This window comes from Arthrobacter sp. 10N43, from assembly GCF_056394525.1.
Map to the genome: position 1 here is coordinate 241,386 of NZ_JBFTIA010000005.1, position 23,378 is coordinate 264,763.

Here is a 23,378-nt window from a genome sequence, read left to right on the forward strand (position 1 = left end):
CCGGGCATTTCCGTCAGCAGCTTCGCTGGAGCGTCAGGCTACGTTGTTCTCGTAGTCCAGATCGCGGGTTTCCTTGCTCACGAACAGGGCAATCAGCGTCAGCACGGCCATGGCGGCGAGGTAGACACCGACCAGCGCCGGGCTGCCCTTGCCGACTTCCCAGAGCCAGACGGCGATGAACGGAGCCACCGCCGCACCCAGGATGCTGGAGAAGTTGTAGCTGATGGCCGAGCCGGTGTACCGGACGTTGGTCGGGAACAGTTCCGGCAGCAGCGCACCCATGGGCCCGAAGGTCAGGCCCATCAGGGAGAAGCCGATGATCAGCAGTGCCATGGTGCCCACGAACCCTGCGCTGAACAGCGGGACGAACAGCAGGCCAAAGACCAGGATGCCGGCCGTAACCACCATGAGCATCTTGCGGCGGCCGTACTTCTCGGCCAGGGGGCCGGAGACCAGGGTGAAGATGCCGAAGAACACGACGCCGACAATCAGCATCCAGAGGAAGTCGTTGCGGGTGTAGCCCAGGCCGGGGACGAACGCGGCGGCCGCGGACTCGCTCATCGGCTTGCCTGCCTTCTCGGCCGCGGACTTGGCGGCATCCAGGCTGGAGGCGCGGGTTCCGTAGGTGAGCGTGAACGTGGTCATCAGGTAGAAGAGCACGTAGGTGGCGAGCATGATGAACGTGCCCAGGATCAGGTGGCGCCAGCTGGTCTTGAAGACCCGGGCAAGCGGCAGCTTGGCGACCTCTTTGGATTCGATGACCTTGGTGAACGCGGGGGTTTCGATCAGCTTGAGGCGGACGTAGAGGCCGATGATCACCATGACGGCGCTGAGCAGGAACGGCACGCGCCAGCCCCAGTCCATGAAGGCCTGCGGCGTCAGGGTGTAGCTGAAGACCAGGAAGATCACGTTGGCGATGATGAAACCGATCGGGGCACCGAGCTGCGGGAAAGTGCCGTAAATGGCGCGCTTGTTGGCGGGGGCATTCTCGGTGGCCAGCAGTGCCGCACCGCTCCATTCGCCGCCAAGGGCAAGGCCCTGGAAGAAGCGCATGACGACCAGAAGGGCCGGAGCCCAGAATTCCCAGCCGGGTACGGTCGCCGTCGGCAGGCAGCCGATCAGGAAGGTGGCAATACCCATTGTCAGCAGCGAGGCAACGAGGGTGCCCTTGCGGCCGAACTTGTCGCCGAAGTGGCCGAAAATGATCGAGCCGAGCGGGCGGGCGATGAACGCGACACCGAATACAGCGAAGGATGCCAGCAGCTGGGCGGTTTCGTTCTGCGCCGGGAAGAACAGCGAGGGGAAGACCAGCACGGCAGCAGTGGCGTACACGTAGAAGTCATAGAACTCGACGGTGGTGCCGATCAGGCTGGCGACAATCACGCGGCCGCGCGAATTCACCTGCTTCGTGGACCCATGCTCCGAGGAGGTTGCAGTGGATGACATGTAGTAGCGCTTTCATGAAGACCGGACGGAAATTCCCCAAGAGCCCGATGCCCGGGGCCGCCGGATAGGGAGTCGTATATGTCTGATAATAGTTCGCACCGTCCATTCAATGGACAAATGTTCCGCTATTTGGACGCCGTGTCGTCGTCTCACGTGGTGGTCGTCACACCCATTCTCACACCGTAATAAAGGCCCCGATAGGCAAAAGTCACAGCGCGTTAATAAACGGCGACAGTCCCGGAAACGCGGGATCCCTACCTTTGAAGGACAACACCCCCCAAGGAGGTCTCCCAAGTGACTGCTGAACGCACCGCCGAAATCGGCACCGTAGATGCCGATGCCGCCCGTACCGGCGGCACCCTTACCCTCGACCACCGGCCCGGCCGCTGGATCGCCAACTGGGATGCAGAAAACAAAGAACAGTGGGAGTCCGCCGGCCGCTCGATCGCCCGTCGCAACCTGAATTGGTCCATCTTCGCCGAGTTCCTGGGTTTCGTGGTCTGGCAGCTTTGGTCGATCGTGGTGGTCCAGCTTCCCTCCGCCGGATTCAAGTTCTCCACCAATGAGATCTTCTGGCTGATCTCCATGCCAAGCCTCGTGGGCGCCACGCTCCGGATCCCCTACACCTTCATGGTGCCGCGCTTCGGCGGCCGCAACTGGACCATCGTCTCGGCCCTGCTGCTCCTGCTCCCCTCGGTGGGCCTGGGGCTGTGCGTGGCCAACCCGGGCACCCCGTTCGGCGTCATGCTGTTCGTCGCGGCGCTGGCAGGATTCGGCGGCGGCAACTTCGCAAGCTCGATGGCCAACATCACCTTCTTCTACCCCGCCCGCGAAAAGGGCTGGGCCCTGGGCCTGAACGCCGCCGGCGGCAACCTCGGTGCCGCCGTCGCACAGCTGGCCGTGCCGATCGCCATCACCCTGCTGGCAGCCGGCACCGTGAACCTGCCCGTCGCCGGCTTCATGTGGGTTCCGCTGATCCTGCTGGCCGCCTTCGGCGCCTGGAAGTACATGGACAACCTCACCAGCGCCAAGGGCGACGTCGCGGGCTCACTGGCCGCGCTGAAGGAACCGCACCTGTGGATCATGGCGCTGCTGTACATCGGCACCTTTGGCTCCTTCATCGGCTTCGCCGGCGTCTTCCCCAAGCTCATCAAGGACTACTTCCCGGCCTTCTCCTCAATCGGCGTCGGCACTGTGGCACTGTCCCTGGCCTTCCTCGGCCCGCTGGTCGGCTCACTGGCCCGCCCCTACGGCGGACGCCTGGCTGACCGGAATGGCGGGGCCCGCATGACCGTCACAGCCTTCGCCGCGATGGCCGTGATCACCCTGACCATGATCTGGACCCTGCCGCTGAAGAACTTCTGGCTGTTCCTGGTCCTGTTCCTTCTCCTCTTCACCGCCAGCGGCTTCGGAAACGGCGCCACCTACCGGATGATCCCGGTCATCTTCGCCACCTCCAGCCGGGCCGCCCGCTCCGGTGCCAGCACGGTCACCACCCAGCGGCTCGCGTCCTCGGCCCTGGGCCTGATCTCGGCCATCGGCGCCTTCGGCGGATTCGTCATCCCGCAGGTGCTCAACGCCTCGAACACCGCCAGCGGCTCCTACACCCCGGCGTTCTTCGGATTCGTGGGTGCCTACGTCCTGATGCTGGCGGTCTGCTGGTTCTTCTACATCCACAACGCCAACCGAAACGCGATGGGACACGTCTAACATGACCACCGGCGCCGACACGCACTGCCCATACTGCGCCCTGCAGTGCGCCATGACGCTCACATCTCCAGCGGCTCTGACCCCGGCTGTCCAGCCGGGGTCAGACCCCGTTCACGCCACGCCGGCGCCGGCGCCCGCCGTCGCCCCGCCGCTCCTGACAGTCGCTGGGCGGGACTTCCCCACCAACCGCGGCGGCCTGTGCCGCAAGGGCTGGACCTCCGCCTCGCTGCTGAACCACACCGGCCGCGTCACCGAGCCCCTGCTCAAGGGCGCCGACGGCGTCCACCGCCCGGTCAGCTGGGACGAGGCCCTCAGGCTGATTGTCTCCGCTGTGAAAAGTGCCCGCGCCGTGCACGGTCCGGACGCCGTCGGCGTGTTTGGCGGCGGCGGCCTCACCAATGAGAAGGCCTACCAGCTGGGCAAGTTCGCCAGGCTGGGCCTGGGCACCTCGCGGATCGACTACAACGGACGGTTCTGCATGTCCTCGGCCGCCGCGGCCGGCATGCGCGCCTTCGGCCTGGACCGCGGGCTCCCGTTCCCGCTGGCGGACCTCGACGCCGCCAGTACCATCCTGATGCTCGGCTCCAACGTTGCCGAGACCATGCCGCCCTTCGTCCAGCACCTCCAAGGCGCGCGCGACGCCGGCGGGCTGATCGTCGTCGACCCCCGGCGCTCCGCCACCGCCGCGTTTACTTCCGACGGCGGCGGCCTGCACCTGCAGCCGCTGCCGGGCACCGACCTCGCCCTGCTCCTGGGCATCTCCCACGCGGTGATCCACGAGGGCCTGGCTGACGCCGCGTACATCGCCGAGCGCACCACCGGCTACGACGCCGTGGTCCGCAGCGTCGGAAGCTTCTGGCCGGAACGGGTCCAGTCGATCACCGGCGTCCCCGCCGGACTGATCCGCGAAACCGCCCGGCGGCTGGCCGACGGCGCCGGCAAGGGCGGCAGCTACATCCTCACCGGCCGCGGCGTCGAACAGCACGTGGACGGCACTGATACCGCCACGGCCGCCATCAACCTCTCCCTCCTGCTGGGCCTGCCGGGCTCCGCGCGGAGCGGCTACGGCACCCTCACCGGCCAAGGTAACGGCCAGGGCGGCCGCGAACACGGCCAGAAGGCGGACCAGCTCCCCGGCTACCGGAAGATCACCGATCCAGCGGCCCGCGCCCACATGGCAAAGGTCTGGGGCGTGCCCGAAGCGCTCATCCCGGGACCCGGCGTCCCCGCCGTCGAACTCCTCAAGTCCCTGGGACAGCCCGACGGCGTCCGGTGCCTCTTCGTGCACGGCGCCAACGTGGCGGTGTCCGCCCCCGATGCGAACGCCGTGATCGCCGGCCTGCGCAGCCTGGACTTCCTGGTGGTGTGCGACTTCTTCCTCTCCGAGACCGCCGCCGAGGCCGACTTGGTCCTGCCGGTCACCCAGTGGGCCGAGGAAGAAGGCACCCTGACCAACCTCGAAGGCCGCGTGCTGCGCCGCCGCCAGGCTCTCACTCCCCCGCCCGGGGTGCGCAGCGAGCTGTGGATCATGACCCGTCTGGCCGAACTGCTGGAGGCCCCCTCCACCTTCAGCGAGGACCCCGAAACCGTGTTCGAGGAGCTCCGGATTGCATCCTCCGGCGGACTGGCCGACTACTCCGGAATCGACTACGCCATGCTGGACCGCGGCGAGGAGGCCTACTGGCCCTACCCCGCCGGCAGCACCGGCACGCCGCGGCTATTCCTGGACGCTTTCGCCCACGGGAACGGCCGGGCAGTATTCACCCCCGTTGCGCCCCGGCGTCGTACTCCTTCCGCCTCAGCAACCGGCACCTCCCCGGCCGGAATCTCCCCGGCCGGACGGCCGATGACCCTGATCACGGGCCGGCTGATGGAGCACTACCAGTCCGGCGCGCAGACCCGCCGGGTGGCCGCCCTCGCAGAGGCCCAGCCGGAGGCGCGGCTGCAGCTCCACCCCGCCGCGGCCGCCGCCCAGGGCATCGCCGACGGCGACTTCGTCTCCATTTCCAACGAACGCGGCGTGGTCAGCTGCCGTGCCGAGCTGAGCACGGACATCCGCCCGGAGACGGTGTTCCTGCCGTTCCACTTCCCGGAGCTCGAGAGCGCGAACCGGCTCACGGAGGCGGCCACGGACCCCATTTCCGGGATGCCCGAGTTCAAGACCAGCAAGGTATGGATCCGCCCGACAAGTTCCGGCGACACAAGTTCCTGCGACACGGTGTCCGGCGGCGCGGTTCCCGGGGCTGTCCCGGTCGGTGCTCCCCCCGGTGTTGGCAGCCGCATTATTCAAGCAGAGGAGACCTCATGAGTGAGCGGATTGTGGTGGTGGGCTTCGGGCCCGTCGCCGCGAGGCTGATCGACGAGCTGCTGCCGGCTGTGCGCAGCGGAATCGCGCACCTGACGGTGATCGGCGAAGAGTCCGAGGCGGCGTACAACCGCGTGCTGGTGGCGGATCTCGGCGTCGGCCGGACCACGCCGGCAGCCCTGGCCCTCGCGGATGCTGCCGCACTCGTGGCGGAGGGCGTCGATGTCCGGCTGGGCGTCCGGGTCCGCCGCGTGGACCGCGCCCGGCAGCAGGTCCTGCTCAGCGATGGCACCTCCCCCGGCTACGAGCGGCTGGTCTTCGCCACCGGTTCGCGGCCTGTCATCCCCAACCTCACCGGCCTCAACCCGGACCCGGCCGCTCCCGTGCTGCCGCCGGGCGTGACCGCCCTTCGGGATCTCCGCGACGCGTCCGTACTCCACTCCGCCGTGGCCGGCGGCAAGCGCGTGGTGGTCCTGGGCGGCGGCGTGCTGGGTCTGGAGACTGCCCTGGCCGCGGCCGAGGAAGGCGCCACCGTCACGGTGGTGCACAACGGACCGCATCCCCTGGGCCGGAACATCGACCGCGGCGGCGGCGCCGTTCTCGCGGCCTCCTTGCGGAACTGCGGCGTGCGGGTTGCGGGCAACGCCCGCTCCGTCGGCGTCGAACACAACGCCCCCGACGGCGGCTTCTCGGCGCTGCTGCTAGATGACGGCTCCGCGATCGACGGCGACCTCCTGGTGCTCTCCTGCGGTGTCCGGCCGCGGACCGAACTGGCCGAAGGCTGCGGTCTCTCCACCGCCGCCGGGATCCTGGTGGACCACAAGCTCCGGGCCCATCACGAGCCGCACATTTTTGCGATCGGTGACTGCGCAGAGGTCCGCTGCCCGGACCCCGAGTGCGTGGAGTGCCGGACCGCACGCGGCCCGTCCGGGCTGGTGGGTCCCGGCTGGCGCCAGGCCGAATGGCTCGCCGATTACTTGTCCCTGCTGGCATCCGGCGCCGAGGCAGAGGCTGAGGCACTGCCCTCGCTTCCCGCGGAGCTGCCGGGCGTGATCGTGCTCAAGGCCCGTGGCATGAACATGGCCGTGGCCGGGGACGTCTCCGCAGACCCGTGGGACGAGGAAGCCCTGGCCGCCGGCGCCGTGAATGGCCGGGCGCGGCTCCAGATTGCCCAGTGGGCCGATCCCGAGCACGGCCGCTACGTCAAGATGACCACCCGGGCCGGCGTGCTGGAGGGCCTCGTGTCCGTGGGCATGCCCCGCACCTCGGCCGAGCTTGTGCAGCTGTTCGAGCGCGGCGCCGAACTCCCCGCGGACCGGTCCTTGCTGCTGCGCCTGGACGGGCCGGACCAGCTGGCATCTCCCGGCACTGCCGACCCCGCCCGGACCGTCTGCCGGTGCGCGGGCGTCAGCGGGACAGCCATTGCTTCTGCCGTCACGGAGGGCTGCGGGACCGTGCCCGAGGTCTCCGCCGCGACCCGCGCCGGCACCGGCTGCGGCGGCTGCCACGACGACATCAAGGGGATCATCGAGGCCCACTTTCAGGGAGCGGTTGCCTGAGGCTTAGTTCGATGGGCAGCCGTGCTCGCCGGACATCGCCGCGGCCGCGCTACCCGTTTGCGGCGCCCGGTCCGGCAGGGTTGTAATGCACTGCGTTGTCGAATCTCTTCTGCCACTGGGCATGCTCGCGGGCGGCATCCAGCCGGCGGCTTGGAGTCCACCTGGGCAGGTAGTCGGGCGCGGGCAGCTCGCGGGCAGGCTTGGGCTTCGCCACGGGCCGGGTCTGGACGGGCCTGGGCGCAGGCCGGGTCTGGACGAGTGTGGTCACATACCGGGTCTGAACGTGCTCCCGGCGGTAGTTCGGCTTGGGGTCGGCGATCGTCCAATTGATCAAGGTGCGCATGATCAGCACGAGCACCCACAGGCCGAGCCCAGCCACGATGTATTGCCAAAACAGGACCAGCAACACGATGGCCAATAGTACGAAAAGGAACATGGCGACATTATGCATTTGCGACGCGCCAGGAGGTAGAGGTCTTTTTTCCCTGATCGCCCCCGAGTGCGTCGTCGTCCGTGTAGTCCTCACCAAATCGGGACGCATGGTGGGCAGAAACCGCGCCGAGCCGGTCCGGCATCGACGACCTGGACCTGACCAACACGTACCAGTGGCTGCGCGCCGGTACGCCCATTCCCGGTGCCACGGCGCGGGTGTACACGCCAGTGGTCGCCGACGCGGGTCAGGCGCTGTCCGTAACCGTTTCCACCGCGTACAAGGGCCGGGTCTTCCGGACTGAGACGGTCAGCCCGTACCGGCCGGTGGTTCCTTTCGGGAAGCTGGTCACAGCCCTGCCGACGGTGGCGGGCACGCCCAAGGCCGGCTCGATCCTGACGGTGAAGCCCGGCGCCTGGACGCCGGGCACCGCATTCACTTACGTGTGGATGCGTAACGGCGTGCCGATCTCCAACGCAGCGGCAGCGACGTATAAGGTCCGGACTGCCGACAAAGGCAATGGGCTGACCGTCCGCGTTACAGGCACCCAGCCCGGCTACAAGACGGCAACCCGCGACAGCGCCGCATTCCTCGCCCGCTAACGGCCCTCTTTCCGGACGGGACGGACGCTTTTCGGCGTGCGCGCGGGAACTGTGTTATCTGTAGTCTTTGCCGGTGCCGACCCGGCTCACTTGCCCGAGCTTGTGGTGCCGCGTGTCCCGGCGAGACCACGCCATCAATCCTGCACCCTGACCTCCAGCAACGTTGCCGCAAACCACAAACCGGGCGCTACTATCATCATGGGCCCGGGAGGACCGGCCCGAAGACTTTGGGGGAACAAATGAACAAAAAGGCCATCCGTCTCGGCATCGCCGGGGCACTCGCCGCGCTCTCGCTTGCCGGCCTCGCCGTCCCGGCCCATGCCGACGACCTGATGCATGCCATCCCGATCGACGCCTACTCCAAGGCGGTAGCCGTGCCTGCGGCCGCGGGCCTGAAGCAGCTGACGAACGTCACCGGGCCGGTCGTTACCGGGACCTTCGTGACCGGCTCTGTGATGAAGGTTACGGCCGGCACCTGGTCGGAACCGTCCGACAGGCTGACGGTCACCTACAGCTGGTTCTCCCCGGACGGGAAGGTATTGGCCAGCGGCCCGAGGTTCACGCCCGGGGTGTCCGACGTCGGTGTGACCGTCACTGTCCTTGTGACGGTCACGGCCCCGGGCTACGACACTGCCCAGGTGCGGGTCACGGCGCCCAAGCCCGTGACGCTGCGTGACCCGGCCCAGACCAGACCGCCTTACATCCAAGGCACGCCGACCGTGGGGAAGGCCCTGACCGTCGTCCCCGGCCTCTGGGCACGTAATGAAATGAACGTGGTGCGCGAATCCTACCTATGGACGCGCGACTACGTGACGATCTCCGGGGCCACTGGCCGCCACTACACGCCTGTGGCTGCCGATTTGGGCAAGAAGATCGACATCTGGGTCACCTCGACGCTGAATGACAGGATCTTGAAGACCCAGGGGGCCTTCTCTTCGGCGAAGGTGGCTGCCGGGACCCTGACTTCGTCCACGCCGACGATCGTCGGCACCGTCAAAGCCGGGAACGTCCTGACCGTGAAGCGGGGCACCTGGACCTGGGGCACCGCCTTCAAGTACCGCTGGCTGCGCAACGGCGTCCCGATCTCCGGAGCCTGGGATCCGACCTACAAGGTCCGGACCACCGACAAGGGCACCAAGCTCACCGTCCGCGTCACAGGTTCCCGGCTCGGCTACACGACCGTTACCACGACCAGTAGTGAGTATTCCGCCCGCTGACCCCAGGCCGCTGACGCTTGGGATGCCTCCTACAGATAAACCGAACATAGCCCCCGGATTACCTGGTGCGGAGTGTTATGCGTCCTCCGGGGCGGGCAAGAACAAATACCCCCGAACGAGCAGGGCCCCCGGACCACAACTGTGCCCGAAAGCACAACGACCACTTCGACATGGTGGACGACTTCCTGGTCGGCGCTGGGGCGCCCCTCCTGGGCCCCGCGCTGCTCTCCTTTGACGCTCTCAAGCGCATCATCAATCTCAAGGGCCTGGAAGCCCGCGTTGTCGATAATCGTCAAGGATTGGTTTGGCCATGTGGGTGACATTCGGCATTCTCAGCATAGTGATCGCGTAGTTCGTCACCATGTCGTTGCGATCGGTGATCTGCGCGGACTTCATTGGGCTCAGGCATTCGGCGCACAGGGCGATGCCCGCCAGCAAATGCCTTGCCTTGTTCGTCCGCGAGCGCCTACGTGCCGGGTCCTTCAGTACAGCGCATGTGGCTTCCCAAATGTGGCGCTCCACTATGGCCGGAAACTCCGACTCTCCGACAATTTCCCCCTCCCACTCGGCAAGGCCAGCGTTGCGGGGGCGCAGGAGCATCTGCCGCAAGGTTGCGTAGGACCACGCGCCACCGCGAGCGGTCCTACCCCGCGGTCACCCAACATCTGAATGAATGACCCCAGCGAGAACCCTGCCAGAACGTGGCCTTGGGCCTCGCGCACAATGGCCGCCCCAACATCGTCCAGCACAGGGACACCCGACGCTCTGCCAGCCAAAGGGGCGGGAGCCGCCCAGCCATCCCCAGTCATGGCCTTTTGCTGTTGGGCTCGACGTACACGCTCCGCCTTGTGGGCAGACTCATAGCGGGCAACCTGCCCCAGCAGGCCAGCCCGCAACATCCCTTCTGGCGTGCGTAGGTCAATCTCCCCGCCCTTGACTGTATGCGTGGCGACAGAATGCTTGTTGCATACGGCTATGTAGTCCTCAAGCTCTGTGGGACTACGGTGGAGCCGGTCAGTGTGCCAGCTTATGACGACATCGACGGCCCCCGCTGCGATGTCCGCCAGCATCCTCAGGTCGCCGGGGCGCTTCTTGCCTGAGTAGGCGCTGATGTCGTTATCCGTGTAGACCGCGTGAACTGACATTCCTTGCTCTTCCGCAAGGGCGCGACAGTCCTCCTCCTGGCGTTGCACGCCTAGGCTCGCCTGTTTTGTCGTCTGAGATGCGGGCGTATATTGCTGCCACCGGAGATGCCATGGATGCAGCCTGGAGTGTATTGCGTCTCGACATATGCCAGGAAGGCCCGAGTTGAGTGCACTCCACCAGCACCCCCGCACCGAAGCGGGCCTTTCTCCCCTTGGCAACGCAACTGGACCGTGGATGCAATGGACGTAGGCTCCGTTCGCCATCAGGAGGCATCCCATGAACGTCCCGGTCATTTTGGCGCTCGGCGCGATTATTGTATTTGCCATCGTCGTGGTCAGAACGCGCGACAAGGATCCCCAGCAGCGGTCCACCGTGTTGCTGCGGACCGGGGCGGCCATCATGGGGGTGTTCACCGTCCTCGCGGGAATCGTCATTGTCGGCGACTCAATGCAGAGCCCCGGCGGAACGGCAGCGATGCTGATGACCCTGGCCTGGGTGGTGCCGATGCTCATCCTGGCTGTCGCGGCCTGGTTCTGGCCGGCGGCCACCGCTCCCCTGCTGCTCGCCCTGTCGTCTGCCTTCATCGCGGCCTGCGTCTGGCTGGCGTTCGACCCCGCGGGCTTGCGCAGCTTCGTCAGTGAAAACGGACCCATCATCGCCGTCAGCGTCGTCGCCCTGGCCTTCCCCGCCGCCGTCCTGGGCCTGAGGCGCACCGTGCTGGCCGGCTGGCTGCTCGTGGCCCTCGGCGTGCTGCCGCTTGTCATCACAGTGATTGCAAGGTCCGGACCGGTCGGATCGATCACCGCGGCAAGCGTGGTCCCCCTGATCGCTGGAATCAGCTACCTCGCCTCCGCCCGCATGGCCCGCGGGAGCACCGCGACGGGCGGGCACCGGGCGGCTGCCGCCTGACCCGCCGGTTACCCGGCCGCGTAACGCGAATCGGGACAAGGAACAATCGGCGGGTAGCATCGGGGCCATGAGCGCCGACGACGACGACATCACCGAAGAACTGCTGGCCGACGCCGGGAAACTCACCGGGTTGAGCCTGGAACTGCTGGGACTTGACCCGCATCCGGGCGACATGACGGCCGATCAGCGGCTCCAGTTTGATCCCGAAGACCTGGCCGAGATGGCCGCTGTCTCGCCGGAAGACCGCCAGAAAGCAGTGCGCCAGACCCGCTTGCTGGCCGGGCTCCTGTGGAATTCGTCGAGCATCCTCATCGACCAGCTGTTCCGCGATCTCGGAACCCTCAGCAGGCTGGAAGTTGTCACAGCCACCGACATAGCAGGGACCTCAGTCCTGTCCTCCCTGCCGCCACAGTTCGCCGCCAGCTACGACGCGAAGTTCACTCAAATGTTCATCGTCGTCGCTGCGGACGTCACCGCCTCCCTGGTCCGGGGCTGGACCGCCCCCGGATGCCTCGCGGCGGAACTCGCCGTCCGCTGCCTGCTAGATCAGGCGGAAATCACCGAGGACATCTACGAACTGGACCTCCCGGAGGACTGGAGGGCCGACGTCGAGGAAGTCCTGCTGGAGGACGCCGACAGTGAGGCCCTGTACTCGGACAGGCTCGATGAGCTCGAAGATGACGCCAGGGAACTGGATTTCGAGCACTGGTTCAACCCTTTCGCCCCCGGCGACACGGTCCCGCCCTACGCCTGCTCCTGAACCCTACTTCTCAACCCTGCTGCTGAGCCCTACTCCGGACCGGCCCGCTTGGCCAACCATGCCAGGTAGTCCTCGGTGAAGCGCCGGACGCCGTCCCACTCCGTGTAGACATAGTCACGGGACGTGTCCGTGTCCGTTGAGCCCTTGTCCTTGGCGATCTTCTTCATCAGGTGCTTCTTGATGAAGCCGTAGTGGGTGTAGAGCAGAGCACCGGCGAACAGACCGACGTGCTTTGGCCGCCACCCTGTGTCCTCTTCGAACTTCTGCACGTAGCCCTCGGCGTGTTCCTCGTCTCCGTGGGCGGCCATGCTGACGGACACCAGCGCGGAAGGCAATCGTTCGAGCTCACCGCGGTTCTTCTTCACAAAGTCCGTGACGTGCCTTTCGTGTTTGCCCACATGAACAGAAGCCGCCACGATCACGCCGTCGTAACCCTCCGGCAGCGTGTGGCCGGAATGTTTGAGGTCCGCGGTCTCCGCCTGATGCCCGTGCACACGGATCAGATCGGCCATGTACTCTGCGATCTGGGCTGTCTGTCCTTCAACCGTTCCATACGGGATGTAGATATTGGCCATGATCCAGTGTGGGAGCGGGGCGGGTTGCCGCCCTAGGGTCCAACGCCCCGGGACCGTCATGCGCAAGGCCGCTGAAAAGTGAAGAATCCCTGCCGGATTCCCGGGCAGGGATTCTTCACTTGCGGAACTCCCGAGATTTGCGGAACTCCCTGGATTTTCGGAACTCCCTAGTAGCCGGAGGGCTGGTCGAACCTCTGGCCGGCCGGATTGGACGGCAGAATTGCCATCACCAAGAGCGCCAGGCCACCGAGGAACGGCACCAGGACCAGCAGGATCAGCCAGGCGCTCATGTTCACGTCATGCAGGCGCCGGGCCAGCAGGGCCAGGGACGGAACGATCGTCCCCAGTCCCCAAACAACGGCAAGGATCAGCCCAATGACGGCGCCAGGTCCAATCGCGGCGGCTCCGGACGCATTGGTCGTCATGCCAGTACTCGTGATGATGTTGATGACGATGCCCACCAGGAGTGACACCAGCGCCCACCACCAGTACTCACTACGGCTGGCCCGGCCGGTGAAGGTGGCGTACTTTTTGAAGAATCGCTGGACGGCCTGCGTGAGGCTGGCCCCGTACAGCGGGGCCCAAAGCGGCGGCTCTCCGGTCTGCGGCGGTAATGCATTCGGTTGCTGCGGATAACTCATGTAGTCCCCTTCAATGAGTGCCAGTGACGAGACTCATCCTAGGGCCGCCAGCGCCCAGGAATCAGCGTTGGGCGTCGAGAATTTACAAGGCGTTCATCCGCGCAGGCGCGCGGGACCATCAGGCACCGGTTTAGCCTTCGCGCTCAGACGCCCGGCTCGAACTCTGCATTTCCCATCATCAGGATGCCGCGCCGGGGTATCCAGAAATCCCCCAACCTGTCCTGGACCGTCAAGGCCGCCGGCTTTCCCAGGTAGCACCCCTTCAGCACGGCCCGGCTGCCTGCGACAAACCACAGGCGCCGGGGATAGACGGCGAACCGTTGGCCGTTGGGAACGTGGCCCGTCAGCCTTAGGCGCCCCGCCCCCAACGCAGGGCCGGCGACGGCGCCCATGGCGCGCAGGAACGTCCGGCTGCGCCAGAGCCGCTCAGGCGCAACACCTGAGACTGCCGACATGGCCCTGGTGACCGGCGTTGCCCGGAGAATGAGTTCCCAGTGCAGGACAGCCCCGCCGTCGACGTCGACCGTGAAGGCGTGGCTGCCGCTCCAGGCGAGGGAGATGCGGGAAGTCGACGCCGATTCGAGGGCGGCGCCAAAGTACCGGGGGCAGGACAGCCCGGGGTCCACGGTGCCGTGCATTGACCAGGCGCCGGCCGGGTCGCGGATCCAGACCGAGGTGTACCCCGGCCCGATCGATGACCCGGCAAAGCGCCGCAAAGCCAGGACATAGCCTGAACTGAACGGAACCCCGGTGATACCGAACCCGGTAAAGCGCTCCGTATCCCCGGTATCCCCGGCACGGCCATCCGCACCGGCACGGCCGCCGGCCGGACGTTCGACCGCCCGCTCGAGGGCTTCAATCAAAGCCTGGGGACTCTGCATGGCATCAGCCTCCGGATTGCGGACCCGGCTGGGAACTACAGGTACACGAACTACATGTGGACGTGGAGCCGCCGGGCTGCTTCGGAGATGGAGCCGCTAAGTGACGGGTACACGGTGAAGGTGCTGGCGACGTCGTCGACGTGCAGTTTCTGCGTCACGGCAATCGAGATCGCGAAGATGAGCTCGGAGGCGTTCGGACCCACCACCACCCCGCCGATCACGGTGCCGGAGCCCTTGCGGGCGAAGATCTTGACGAAGCCGTCGCGGTGGTTGCGCATCTTGGCGCGCGCGTTGCTGCGCAGGGAGAGCTTGACGATGTCGCCCTGGTACTTGCCGGATTCGATCTCGGCCTCGGACACGCCCACGGATGCGATCTCGGGCGAGGTGAAGATGTTGGACGCCACCTGGTGCAGCTTGATCGGCATGACGGCGTCGCCCAGGAAGTGGGCCACGGCAATCCGGCCCTGCATCGCGGCCACGGAGGCCAGGGCCAGGACGCCGGTGCAGTCGCCCGCGGCGTAGATGTTCGGCGCGGTGGTGCGCGAGACGCCGTCGACCTTGATGTGGCCGCTCTCGGTGAGGGCGACGCCGGCTTCCTCCAGGCCGATGCCGGCCGTGTTCGGGATGGAACCGACGCAGACCAGGCAGTGGCTGCCGGTGACCTTGGAACCGTCGCCGAGGGTGACCACGACGCCGTCGTCCGTGCGTTCGACGGTTTCGGCGCGGGCGCGGGAGAGGACCTTGAGCCCGCGGCGTTCGAAGACGCCCTCGAGGACCTCGGCGGCGTCGGTGTCCGAGCCCGGCAGCACGCGGTCGCGGCTGGAAATCAGGGTGACTTTAGAGCCCAGGCCGTTGTAGGCCGAGGCGAATTCTGCGCCCGTGACACCGGAACCCACCACGATGAGTTCCTCGGGGAGTTCGTCCATGTTGTAGATCTGGGCCCAGTTCAGGATGCGCTCCCCGTCCGGCCGCGCGGTGGGCAACTCGCGCGGGTGGGCGCCGACCGCCAACAGGATGGTGTCTGCCTCCACGGTTTCGGTGCCGTCGGCGGTCAGGACCTCGATGGTGTGGTTGTCCAGCAGCTTGCCGGAGCCGATCAGGATGCGGACGTTCTGGTGCTCCAGCCCGGCCTGGATGTCCTCCGACTGCTTCCGCGCCAGCCGCAGGAGACGGTCGTTGATGTGCTTGAGGTCCGCGCGCATCGACGGGGCGAAGTCGCCGCCGTCGACGTCGAACTTGACGCCCAGCTCCCCCGCCTCGGCCACGCGGGTCATCAGGTCTGCGGTCGCGATCAGGGTTTTGGAGGGAACGACGTCGGTCAGCACGGCGGATCCGCCGAGGCCTGCGCGTTCGATGATGGTGACCTGCGCCCCCAGCGAGGCGGCGACCATGGCGGCTTCGTAGCCGCCAGGCCCTCCGCCGAGAATTGCGATGCGGGGTGAGCTGAAGTCAGGATGCGTAGTCACAATCAACCATTGTCCACCATCCGAACCGGAGCCACCAAAGAGTCCGGGCCGCCGAGCGTCCTCACGGCTCCCGGTGGCACGGGTGCTGTGCAGCCGGCCGCCGGCACGATAACTTGTACCGGTGAGTACAACAGAATTCCTGAACACGGATCCCTTCGAGGCCGCCCGCGCCGCCGCCGACTACATCGCCGCAGAGACGGGCGTCGATTCCCACGACGTCGCGCTGGTCCTCGGCTCGGGCTGGGGCGACGCCGCGGAGCTCATCGGCGAGACCACCGCGACCCTGTCCGCAGCCGAAATCCCCGGCTTCTCCGCACCCTCCGTGGTGGGCCACGTGGGCACCATCCGCTCCGTGCTGACCAAAGAGGGAAAGCGCGCCCTGGTCCTGGGCGCACGCACCCACTACTACGAGGGCAAGGGCGTCCGCGCCGTGGTCCACGGCGTGCGTACCGCCGCGGCCGCCGGCTGCAAGACGCTGGTCCTGACCAACGGCTGCGGCGGCCTGAACGAGGACTGGGCGCCCGGCACCCCGGTCCTGATCAGCGACCACATCAACCTCACCGCCACCTCACCGCTGGAAGGGGCAACGTTCGTGGACCTCACGGACCTGTACTCCTCGCGCATCCGCGGCCTGGCCCGTGAGGTGGACCCCTCCCTGGACGAGGGCGTCTACGCGCAGTTCACCGGCCCGCACTACGAGACGCCCGCCGAAGTGCAGTACGCCAAGCGCATTGGCGCATCCCTGGTCGGCATGTCCACGGCACTGGAGGCCATCGCCGGCCGCCACGCCGGCATGGAGGTCTTCGGCATCTCTCTGGTAACCAACCTCGCCGCAGGGATCAGCCCCGTGCCGCTCAGCCATGAGGAAGTCCTTGAGGCCGGCCAGGCCGCTGGACCGCGCATTTCAAAGCTGCTCGCGGAGATCATCGCAAAGCTCTGATCCAGCCCGGCGTAAGGTCCTGGACCGCCGGCTGCGGCTATTCCGCAGCCAGGTAGTCCAGGACCTTCGCTTTGTCCGCCGGGAACCGCCGCTCGATCGAGTCCGCGATCCCGGCGATGCTCTGCCGCGCCAGCGCCTGCCGCCAGGCGAGTTCGGCCTGCCGCATGGTCTGGGAAATGAGGCAGGACCGGGCAAAGTTGTCCTCCCGGTCCGGCTCGGGGATATTTCCCAGGATCGCCTCACACCGGAATGCCGGGTCCTGGCCCTCCAGCGCCAGCACGATGTCCAGCACGGTGATGTGTTCCGGCCGGCGCGCCAGGAGAAATCCGCCGCGGGGCCCCGAGACCGAGTCCAGCACTTTGGCCCGGACCAGCGACTGAAACTGCTTGTTCAGATAGGCGGCCGGAAGCTTGTAGAACTCCGCCAGCCGTGCACTGTTCACCGGCTCACCCGGCGGTGTCCAGGCCATGTTGACGCAACTGTGCACGGCCCATTCCACGCCACGCCCCATCTTCATATTCCAGACGTTACGTGTCCGGAAATTTGGGTGTCAAGGTCCTTCTGAACGCCCCAAATTGGCACGTGAAATGCCAATTCCCGGCCGTCTGGGCAAGCTTCTCCCAGGATTGGCGATAGTTTGGTTCCTATGACGTCTTCTGATGCCGAACTCGCCCGACTCCTGAGCGATGCCCGCGACTGGGCCGACCAGGACCCGGACCCCGCAACCGCCGCCGCCCTCTCTGAGCTGATCCGCCTCACCGACGGGGGCGTCGGGGCGGCCCGCCAGGAGCTGGCAGACAGCTTCAGCGGCACCCTCCAGTTCGGCACCGCCGGACTGCGGGCGGCCCTCGGCCCGGGTCCGAACCGGATGAACCGCGTGGTGGTCCGCCGCGCCGCCGCCGGCTTCACCGCTTTCCTCACGAGCGCAGTCGAGCAGGCCTCCCCCGGCACCCGGCCGCGCGCCGTCGTCGGCTACGACGCCCGCTACAACTCCGATATCTTCGCCGAAGAAACCGCCGCGATCCTCACCGCGGCCGGCGTGGAAACGTTCTTGATGCCCTCCGCGCTGCCCACCCCGTTGCTCGCGTACGCGGTGCGGGCGCTGGATTGCGACGGCGGCGTCATGGTCACCGCCAGCCACAACCCGCCCCAGGACAATGGGTACAAGGTCTACCTCGGCCGCCACGCGGTTGAGGAAAGCGGCCGCGGCGCCCAGATCGTGGCGCCCTACGATGCGCTGATAGCGGCGAAGATCGACGCCGTCGGCGCCCTGGACTCGATCATCCTGGCCGCGGACGGGTGGACTGTGCTGGAGCCCTCCATCGCCGCCGAGTACCAGAACGCCGTCGCGGCCTTGGCCATCCCCGAACACTTCCCGGCCCGCGGGCTGAAGATCATCCTGACCCCCATGCACGGCGTGGGCGGGGAAACGGCGGTGGCGGTGCTGAACGCCGCCGGATTCGAGGACGTCACGCTCGTCACGGAACAGGCGCTCCCGGATCCGGACTTCCCCACAGTGAGCTTCCCCAACCCCGAAGAGCCCGGGGCGCTGGATCTGGCCCTCGAGGCGGCAACGCGCGGGGACGCCGACATTGTGATCGCCAACGACCCCGACGCCGACCGGGCGGCCGTGGCGGCGAAGGATCCGGCCACCGGCGCGTGGCGCATGCTGCGCGGCGACGAGGTCGGTGCCCTGCTGGGTGCCCACGTCGTGGCGCGGCAGGCCGCGGGCGGCGAGGCCCCGGCCGGCGTGTTCGCCAACTCGATCGTGTCTTCCCGGCTGCTGGCGCGGATCGCGGCAGCGGCAGGCTACGCACACGAGGAAACCCTGACCGGCTTCAAATGGATTGCCCGGGTGCCGGGGCTGGTCTACGGCTACGAGGAGGCGCTGGGCTACTGCGTGGCCCCGTCCCTGGTGCGGGACAAGGACGGCATTTCGGCCGCCGTCCTCATCGCCGAACTCGCGGCGGCGGCAAAGGCCGAGGGCAAGACAATCTTCGACACCCTGGACGAGCTCTACCTGGTGCACGGCCTGCACGCGAGCGACCAGCTCAGCATCCGCGTGGCGGACCTTGGCCTGCTGGACGCGATGATGAACCGGCTGCGCGTCAGCCCGCCGGAATCGTTCGGCGGCTCGGGCGTCGAGGCCGTCACGGATCTGGCCGTGGGCACCGAGCAGCTGCCGCCCACTGAAGGCCTGCTGTACCTGACCAGGGACCTCAGCCGCGTCATCATCCGTCCCAGCGGCACGGAACCGAAGCTCAAGTGCTACCTGGAGGTCATCCGCAGCGTGGACTCGGCGGCCGAGCTTCCGGCGGCCCGGGACGAGGCCCGCGCCGCACTGGACAGCGTGCTGGCTGACGTCCGCGAGGCCCTGGGCTTGTAGGGCTCACCCCACCCCCCAAGGGATCAACTGCTAGAGCTCAACCTCAATGTACCCGCCCACAATCCGGGTACCGAAGGTTGCGAGCCGGAGTTCCGGGTTGCCGAGGCACTCACCGGTTTCGAGGTCGTAGACCTCTTTGTGCAGCGGCGAGGCGATGGTGGGTCGGTCGCCGCGGGACCCGGTGATGCCGCGGGCCATGACATTGGCCCCGGTTGCCGGGTCCTCGTTGGCGACAGCGAAAACCTCACCGTTCGCGGTCTGGAACACGGCGACCTGGTGCCCGGAAATCAGTGCGGCCTCGCCCCATGCGGGTTCCAGGTCCGTGACGGTGCAGACCCGGTGCCAGCCGGCGCCGGATCCGGAAATCTGACCTGCGATGTCGGGTTGTGCGTCGTGTGCTGCGGTTTCAAGTACGGCGGTCATCCCGGCCCCTCTCTGATACATCCCTTGCGGGTTCAACCGCTGCTGCGGCCACATATTCAAGCTAGGCCTCCGGTGTTTCATCCGGGCGCGCCGGATGTGTCCGGCGCGTAAAAGAGAGCTCACACGGCCGGAAATGCATTCGTGATGCAGAAGTTAAGATCACGAAACATAAGGGAAACTGAAGCGAAATTCCGTTTGCCTAGTCTGGGACGACAAGCTGCAGAGCACCGTCTGCGGCCCATGCGAAAGGCCCACCGTGACCGGACTCCCTTCAAGCCACCCGAATCAGGGTGCAGCCAGCGCCGCCCCGCGCCGTATTGTGGTGGCCGGCGGCGGCCCCGCGGCGCACCGATTCGCCGATGCCATGCACGCCCGCGGACTCGATGGCTGGCACGTTACTGTCCTCACCGAGGAAGCCCACCTCCCCTACGACCGCGTCGCGCTGAGCAAGGCACTCACCGACAGCGACGTCGACCTCACCCTGGGCAGCGCTTCCATGTGGGAACACACGGCCCTGGACCTGAAGACCGGCGAGCGCGTCACCAGCATCGACGCCGTCGGCAAAACCGTCACGACCGCCGCGGGTACCACCTATCCGTACGACGAGCTCGTGGTCGCAACGGGCTCGGACGCGGCCCGCCTGCCCATCCCGGGCGCCGAACTTACCCATGTGTACCGCACCCTTGAGGACGTCTGGTCCATCAACAAGGCCATCGCGGACCTCACCGTGAAGCTGGGCCGCCAGGTCAAGGCGGTCACCATCGGCGGCGGTCTGCTGGGCCTGGAATCAGCGGCCGGCACCGAACAGCTCGGCGCCACCCCGATCGTCATCAACGGCTCGCCCTGGCTCATGAACACCCAGCTGGACGAGGGCGCCGGGCAGGCGCTGGGCCGGCTCATCGAGGCCAAGGGCTTCACCGTCCACGGCGGGGTGTTCCCCTCCGAGGTCCTCTCCGACGACGACGGCCAGGTCACCGGCGTCCTCATGGCCGACGGCCGGACCATCGACGCCGACATCGTGATCGTGGCGATCGGTGTGCGGCCCCGCGACGAGCTGTTCCGGGCCGCAGAGGGTGCAGTGCAGCAGTTCCAGCTCGGCCAGCGCGGCGGCGTCGTCATCTCCGACGACTGCTCCACCGAGGTTCCCGGCATCTGGGCGATCGGCGAGGTCGCCAACTTCGGCGGCATGTGCCTGGGCCTCGTGGCCCCGGCCAACACCATGGCCGAAATCGTCGCGGACCGGCTGCACGGCGGCGACGCAACCTTCCCCGGCTTCGACACGGCCACCAAGCTCAAGCTCTCCGGCGTCGACGTCGCCAGCTTCGGCGACGCGTTCGCCCGCACCGAACACTCCCTCGAAATCGTCTACGCCGACCCCGCCCGCGGCGTCTACCAGAAGATCGTCACCACCGATGACGCCAAGACCCTGCTCGGCGGCATCTTCGTCGGCGACGCCACCCCCTACACTTCCCTGCGCCCCATGCTGGGCCGCGAACTGGCCGCCGAGCCCGGCGCGTACCTCACCGCGGCCGGCGGCGGCGACGCCCCGGAAACCGAACTGCCGGACGACGCCATCCTGTGTTCCTGCAACAACGTCTCCGCGGGAACCATCCGCGACACCGTCAACGGCTGCGGGGCCTGCGACGGCAACGCACCCGTCCAGGAACTCGGCGAGCTGAAGGGCTGCACCCGCGCCGGAACCAGCTGCGGTTCCTGTGTCCCGATGCTCAAGAAGCTGCTCGAGACCGAGCTGACCAAGTCCGGCGTTGAAGTTTCCAAGGCCCTCTGCGAACACATTGAGCTCTCCCGCCAGGAACTCTTCGACGCCATCCGCGTCCTGGAACTGACCTCCTTCGAGGAGATCATGGCCAAGTACGGCACCGGGGACGGCTGCGATATCTGCAAGCCGACCATCGCCAACATCCTGGCCAGCCAGAACAGCGCCTACGTCCTGGACGCCGGCCGCGGCACCCTGCAGGACACCAACGACCGTGCCCTGGCCAACATGCAGAAGGACGGCACCTACTCGGTGGTTCCGCGCATCGCCGGCGGCGAGATCACCCCGAAAAAACTCGGCGTGATCGCCGCGGTGGCCGAGCAATACGGCCTCTACACCAAGATCACCGGCGGCCAGCGGATCGACATGTTCGGCGCCCGGCTGGAGCAGCTGCCGGAAATCTGGAAGCTGCTGGTGGATGCCGGCTTCGAATCCGGCCAGGCCTACGGCAAGAGCCTGCGCACGGTGAAGTCCTGCGTCGGCTCCACGTGGTGCCGCTTCGGGGTCCAGGACTCGGTGGCCATGGCCATTCAGCTTGAGCTGCGCTACCGCGGCCTCCGCAGCCCGCACAAGCTGAAGATGGGCGTCTCCGGCTGCGCCCGCGAATGCGCCGAGGCCCGGGGCAAGGACGTCGGCGTCATCGCCACCGCTGACGGCTGGAACCTGTATGTCGGCGGCAACGGCGGAGCCACCCCGGCGCACGCCCAGCTGCTGGCCAAGGACCTCGACGACGAAACCCTGATCAAGTACATCGACCGCTACTTCATGTACTACATCCGCACGGCCGACCGCCTGCAGCGCACCGCGCGCTGGCAGGAAGAGCTCGACGGCGGCATCAAGCACGTCGAGGACGTCGTGGTGCACGACACCCTCGGCATCGCCGCGGACCTCGAGGCCGCCATGGCCAAGCACGTGGACACCTACATCGATGAGTGGGCCGACACCCTGAAGGATCCCGAGCGCCTGCGCCGCTTCCGCTCCTTCGTCAACGCCCCGGACCAGAAGGACGACTCCATCACCTTCGTCCCCGACGAGCGCGGCCAGATGCGCCCGGCCACGGCAGAAGAGAAGGCCTTGGCCGGACAGCAGCCAGTCCTGATCGGTTCGTCCATTCCGGTCCGGGCCACCACCCCTGAACTGCTTGACCAGAACGAGGTATAGCCATGCAGCTCACCATTGACCTCACCGGACGCGAAGTCCTGGTCACCGGCGCGGACCACGCCGCGCGGCAGGCCGTACGGCGCTACGAGGCGGCCGGCGCCGTCGTGCACCGCCTGGGCACCCCGCACGGCGCCGGCATGAACGGGCCGCTGCCCGAGCGCCCGTTCCTGGTGGCGGCCGTCGAGGACGGCCAGCCCGGCTGGGAGGCCCTCCTGGACCGGTGCCGGGCCACCGGCATTCCGGTCGCAACCGAGCCGGCGGCCGGCCCGGCGGGACACGTCACGCTGGTCGGCGGCGGCCCCGGGACCACCGAGCTGCTGACCGTTGCCGCCGTGACGGCGCTGCGCGATGCCGACGTCGTCTTTTACGACCGGCTCGCCCCCTACCAGGAGCTGCCGTCCCTGACCTCGGCCAGGCTCGTGGACGTGGGCAAGAAGCCCGGCCACCACAAGGTCAGCCAGGCCGACATCGAAAGGCTCATGGTCGAAAGCGCGCTGGCTGGCAACAACGTGGTCCGCCTCAAGGGCGGGGACCCCTACGTCTTCGGCCGCGGCGGTGAGGAAGTCGCGTCCTGCGTCGCGGCCGGGGTTCCGGTCCGCGTCATCTCCGGAGTCACCAGCGCCATTTCGGTTCCGGCCGCCGCCGGCATCCCGGTCACCCACCGCGAAGTCAGCCACATGTTCACGGTGGTTTCAGGCCATGCCCCGTTGACGGAGAACGAACTGACGCATCTGGCCGGGCTCGGCGGGACTATCGTGGTCCTGATGGGCATCGGCACACTGCACCACCTCGCCGCCGGACTCCGCCGGGCCGGAATGCGGGCCGACATGCCGATGGCCGTGGTTGAACGCGGTTACCGCCCCGGCCAGCGCACTACCATCGCCGAACTGGGCACCATCACCTCCGCCGCCGCGGGCTGCAGCAACCCCGCCGTCCTGGTGATCGGGGAGGTTGTCCGGGTTGCCGAGGCCAACCGGGGCTGTGCCGAGGCCTCGGCGGAGCTTGACCGCCTGGCCGCATCCCTGCTGGAAGCATAAGGATTTT

The 23,378-nt window shown here is 67.3% G+C and carries 20 protein-coding genes and 2 pseudogenes; 11 read left to right on the plus strand and 11 right to left on the minus strand.

Annotated features, from left to right (window positions below; translation table 11 throughout):
* Positions 1-33: 33 nt before the first annotated feature.
* The gene (locus tag AC1DDO_RS12810) at positions 34-1,446 is read right to left on the minus strand and encodes an MFS transporter (protein WP_476971959.1); all 1,413 of its coding nucleotides are present in this window, start codon (positions 1,444-1,446) and stop codon (positions 34-36) included.
* A 294-nt stretch (positions 1,447-1,740) separates the two neighbouring features.
* Between AC1DDO_RS12810 and AC1DDO_RS12815 the strand changes: the two genes are divergently transcribed.
* From AC1DDO_RS12815 to AC1DDO_RS12825, 3 genes are read left to right on the plus strand one after another with little or no spacing between them, the layout of a single operon-like run.
* Entirely contained in the window at positions 1,741-3,156 is a 1,416-nt protein-coding gene (locus AC1DDO_RS12815) for an MFS transporter (RefSeq protein ID WP_476971960.1), read from the plus strand.
* Between the two features lies 1 nt (position 3,157).
* Complete coding sequence (locus AC1DDO_RS12820; protein ID WP_476971961.1) at positions 3,158-5,464, plus strand: molybdopterin oxidoreductase family protein; 2,307 nt, start codon at positions 3,158-3,160, stop codon at positions 5,462-5,464.
* The gene (locus AC1DDO_RS12825) at positions 5,461-7,020 is read left to right on the plus strand and encodes an FAD-dependent oxidoreductase (protein ID WP_476971962.1); all 1,560 of its coding nucleotides are present in this window, start codon (positions 5,461-5,463) and stop codon (positions 7,018-7,020) included. The genes AC1DDO_RS12820 and AC1DDO_RS12825 overlap by 4 nt, the downstream gene beginning before the upstream one ends.
* A gap of 49 nt (positions 7,021-7,069) precedes the next feature.
* Here the strand turns inward: AC1DDO_RS12825 and AC1DDO_RS12830 are convergent, their stop codons facing one another.
* Positions 7,070-7,456, minus strand: coding sequence for a hypothetical protein (locus AC1DDO_RS12830; protein WP_476971963.1), 387 nt, complete (start codon positions 7,454-7,456; stop codon positions 7,070-7,072).
* A gap of 212 nt (positions 7,457-7,668) precedes the next feature.
* Here AC1DDO_RS12830 and AC1DDO_RS12835 point away from each other — a divergent pair, with 212 nt between their 5' ends.
* Positions 7,669-8,052, plus strand: coding sequence for a hypothetical protein (locus tag AC1DDO_RS12835; protein WP_476971964.1), 384 nt, complete (start codon positions 7,669-7,671; stop codon positions 8,050-8,052).
* Between the two features lie 239 nt (positions 8,053-8,291).
* On the plus strand, positions 8,292-9,269 hold the full coding sequence (locus AC1DDO_RS12840; protein ID WP_476971965.1) for a hypothetical protein: 978 nt from the start codon (positions 8,292-8,294) through the stop codon (positions 9,267-9,269).
* A 258-nt stretch (positions 9,270-9,527) separates the two neighbouring features.
* On the opposite strand, the gene AC1DDO_RS12845 is transcribed toward AC1DDO_RS12840, so the two are convergent.
* From AC1DDO_RS12845 to AC1DDO_RS12855, 3 genes and pseudogenes are all read right to left on the minus strand, one after another.
* Positions 9,528-9,707 carry a hypothetical protein gene (locus tag AC1DDO_RS12845; protein ID WP_476870088.1) on the minus strand — a complete coding sequence of 60 codons (180 nt, stop codon included), beginning with the start codon at positions 9,705-9,707 and terminating at the stop codon, positions 9,528-9,530.
* A gap of 54 nt (positions 9,708-9,761) precedes the next feature.
* Positions 9,762-9,902 (minus strand): annotated as a pseudogene (locus AC1DDO_RS12850) (recombinase family protein); the annotation flags it as partial.
* A 179-nt stretch (positions 9,903-10,081) separates the two neighbouring features.
* A pseudogene (locus AC1DDO_RS12855) lies at positions 10,082-10,741 on the minus strand (recombinase family protein); the annotation flags it as partial.
* On the opposite strand from AC1DDO_RS12855, the gene AC1DDO_RS12860 reads away from it, so the two are divergent.
* Positions 10,692-11,324, plus strand: a complete 633-nt coding sequence (locus tag AC1DDO_RS12860) for a hypothetical protein (RefSeq protein WP_476971966.1) — start codon at positions 10,692-10,694, stop codon at positions 11,322-11,324. The pseudogene AC1DDO_RS12855 and the gene AC1DDO_RS12860 sit on opposite strands and share 50 nt — an antisense overlap.
* A 67-nt stretch (positions 11,325-11,391) precedes the next feature.
* Positions 11,392-12,084, plus strand: coding sequence for a hypothetical protein (locus AC1DDO_RS12865; protein ID WP_476971967.1), 693 nt, complete (start codon positions 11,392-11,394; stop codon positions 12,082-12,084).
* Between the two features lie 29 nt (positions 12,085-12,113).
* Here AC1DDO_RS12865 and AC1DDO_RS12870 read toward each other — a convergent pair whose 3' ends face one another.
* The 4 genes from AC1DDO_RS12870 to AC1DDO_RS12885 form a co-directional block, all read right to left on the minus strand.
* Entirely contained in the window at positions 12,114-12,659 is a 546-nt protein-coding gene (locus tag AC1DDO_RS12870; protein ID WP_476971968.1) for a flavodoxin domain-containing protein, read from the minus strand.
* 167 nt (positions 12,660-12,826) lie between these two features.
* On the minus strand, positions 12,827-13,300 hold the full coding sequence (locus AC1DDO_RS12875) for a DUF805 domain-containing protein (protein ID WP_476971969.1): 474 nt from the start codon (positions 13,298-13,300) through the stop codon (positions 12,827-12,829).
* A gap of 143 nt (positions 13,301-13,443) precedes the next feature.
* A complete protein-coding gene (locus AC1DDO_RS12880; protein WP_476971970.1) occupies positions 13,444-14,181 on the minus strand; it encodes a hypothetical protein in 738 nt (245 codons plus the stop codon).
* A gap of 50 nt (positions 14,182-14,231) precedes the next feature.
* Entirely contained in the window at positions 14,232-15,647 is a 1,416-nt protein-coding gene (locus tag AC1DDO_RS12885) for an NAD(P)H-quinone dehydrogenase (protein WP_476971971.1), read from the minus strand.
* Positions 15,648-15,768: 121 nt separating this feature from the next.
* Here AC1DDO_RS12885 and AC1DDO_RS12890 point away from each other — a divergent pair, with 121 nt between their 5' ends.
* Complete coding sequence (locus tag AC1DDO_RS12890; protein WP_441409283.1) at positions 15,769-16,587, plus strand: purine-nucleoside phosphorylase; 819 nt, start codon at positions 15,769-15,771, stop codon at positions 16,585-16,587.
* A 37-nt stretch (positions 16,588-16,624) separates the two neighbouring features.
* Here the strand turns inward: AC1DDO_RS12890 and AC1DDO_RS12895 are convergent, their stop codons facing one another.
* Positions 16,625-17,104 (minus strand): RrF2 family transcriptional regulator, encoded by a 480-nt coding sequence (locus tag AC1DDO_RS12895; protein WP_476867612.1) that lies wholly within the window; start codon positions 17,102-17,104, stop codon positions 16,625-16,627.
* 129 nt (positions 17,105-17,233) lie between these two features.
* Between AC1DDO_RS12895 and AC1DDO_RS12900 the strand changes: the two genes are divergently transcribed.
* The gene (locus tag AC1DDO_RS12900; RefSeq protein ID WP_476867613.1) at positions 17,234-18,973 is read left to right on the plus strand and encodes a phospho-sugar mutase; all 1,740 of its coding nucleotides are present in this window, start codon (positions 17,234-17,236) and stop codon (positions 18,971-18,973) included.
* A 30-nt stretch (positions 18,974-19,003) separates the two neighbouring features.
* Here the strand turns inward: AC1DDO_RS12900 and nirD are convergent, their stop codons facing one another.
* A complete protein-coding gene (gene nirD, locus AC1DDO_RS12905) occupies positions 19,004-19,396 on the minus strand; it encodes a nitrite reductase small subunit NirD (RefSeq protein ID WP_476971972.1) in 393 nt (130 codons plus the stop codon).
* A 256-nt stretch (positions 19,397-19,652) separates the two neighbouring features.
* Between nirD and nirB the strand changes: the two genes are divergently transcribed.
* Positions 19,653-22,334, plus strand: a complete 2,682-nt coding sequence (nirB, locus tag AC1DDO_RS12910) for a nitrite reductase large subunit NirB (protein WP_476971973.1) — start codon at positions 19,653-19,655, stop codon at positions 22,332-22,334.
* A 2-nt stretch (positions 22,335-22,336) separates the two neighbouring features.
* Positions 22,337-23,371, plus strand: coding sequence for a uroporphyrinogen-III C-methyltransferase (cobA, locus tag AC1DDO_RS12915; RefSeq protein WP_476971974.1), 1,035 nt, complete (start codon positions 22,337-22,339; stop codon positions 23,369-23,371).
* Positions 23,372-23,378 lie beyond the last annotated feature (7 nt).

Excerpts from the sequence above, each read along its gene's own strand:
- AC1DDO_RS12810 (WP_476971959.1), bottom strand. The coding sequence starts at position 1,446 with ATGTCATCCACTGCAACCTCCTCGGAGCATGGGTCCACGAAGCAGGTG.
- AC1DDO_RS12820 (WP_476971961.1), top strand. The coding sequence starts at position 3,158 with ATGACCACCGGCGCCGACACGCACTGCCCATACTGCGCCCTGCAGTGC.
- AC1DDO_RS12825 (WP_476971962.1), top strand. The coding sequence starts at position 5,461 with ATGAGTGAGCGGATTGTGGTGGTGGGCTTCGGGCCCGTCGCCGCGAGG.
- AC1DDO_RS12830 (WP_476971963.1), bottom strand. The coding sequence starts at position 7,456 with ATGTTCCTTTTCGTACTATTGGCCATCGTGTTGCTGGTCCTGTTTTGG.
- AC1DDO_RS12840 (WP_476971965.1), top strand. The coding sequence starts at position 8,292 with ATGAACAAAAAGGCCATCCGTCTCGGCATCGCCGGGGCACTCGCCGCG.
- AC1DDO_RS12860 (WP_476971966.1), top strand. The coding sequence starts at position 10,692 with ATGAACGTCCCGGTCATTTTGGCGCTCGGCGCGATTATTGTATTTGCC.
- AC1DDO_RS12865 (WP_476971967.1), top strand. The coding sequence starts at position 11,392 with ATGAGCGCCGACGACGACGACATCACCGAAGAACTGCTGGCCGACGCC.
- AC1DDO_RS12870 (WP_476971968.1), bottom strand. The coding sequence starts at position 12,659 with ATGGCCAATATCTACATCCCGTATGGAACGGTTGAAGGACAGACAGCC.
- AC1DDO_RS12875 (WP_476971969.1), bottom strand. The coding sequence starts at position 13,300 with ATGAGTTATCCGCAGCAACCGAATGCATTACCGCCGCAGACCGGAGAG.
- AC1DDO_RS12880 (WP_476971970.1), bottom strand. The coding sequence starts at position 14,181 with ATGCAGAGTCCCCAGGCTTTGATTGAAGCCCTCGAGCGGGCGGTCGAA.
- AC1DDO_RS12895 (WP_476867612.1), bottom strand. The coding sequence starts at position 17,104 with ATGAAGATGGGGCGTGGCGTGGAATGGGCCGTGCACAGTTGCGTCAAC.
- AC1DDO_RS12900 (WP_476867613.1), top strand. The coding sequence starts at position 17,234 with ATGACGTCTTCTGATGCCGAACTCGCCCGACTCCTGAGCGATGCCCGC.
- nirD (WP_476971972.1), bottom strand. The coding sequence starts at position 19,396 with ATGACCGCCGTACTTGAAACCGCAGCACACGACGCACAACCCGACATC.
- cobA (WP_476971974.1), top strand. The coding sequence starts at position 22,337 with ATGCAGCTCACCATTGACCTCACCGGACGCGAAGTCCTGGTCACCGGC.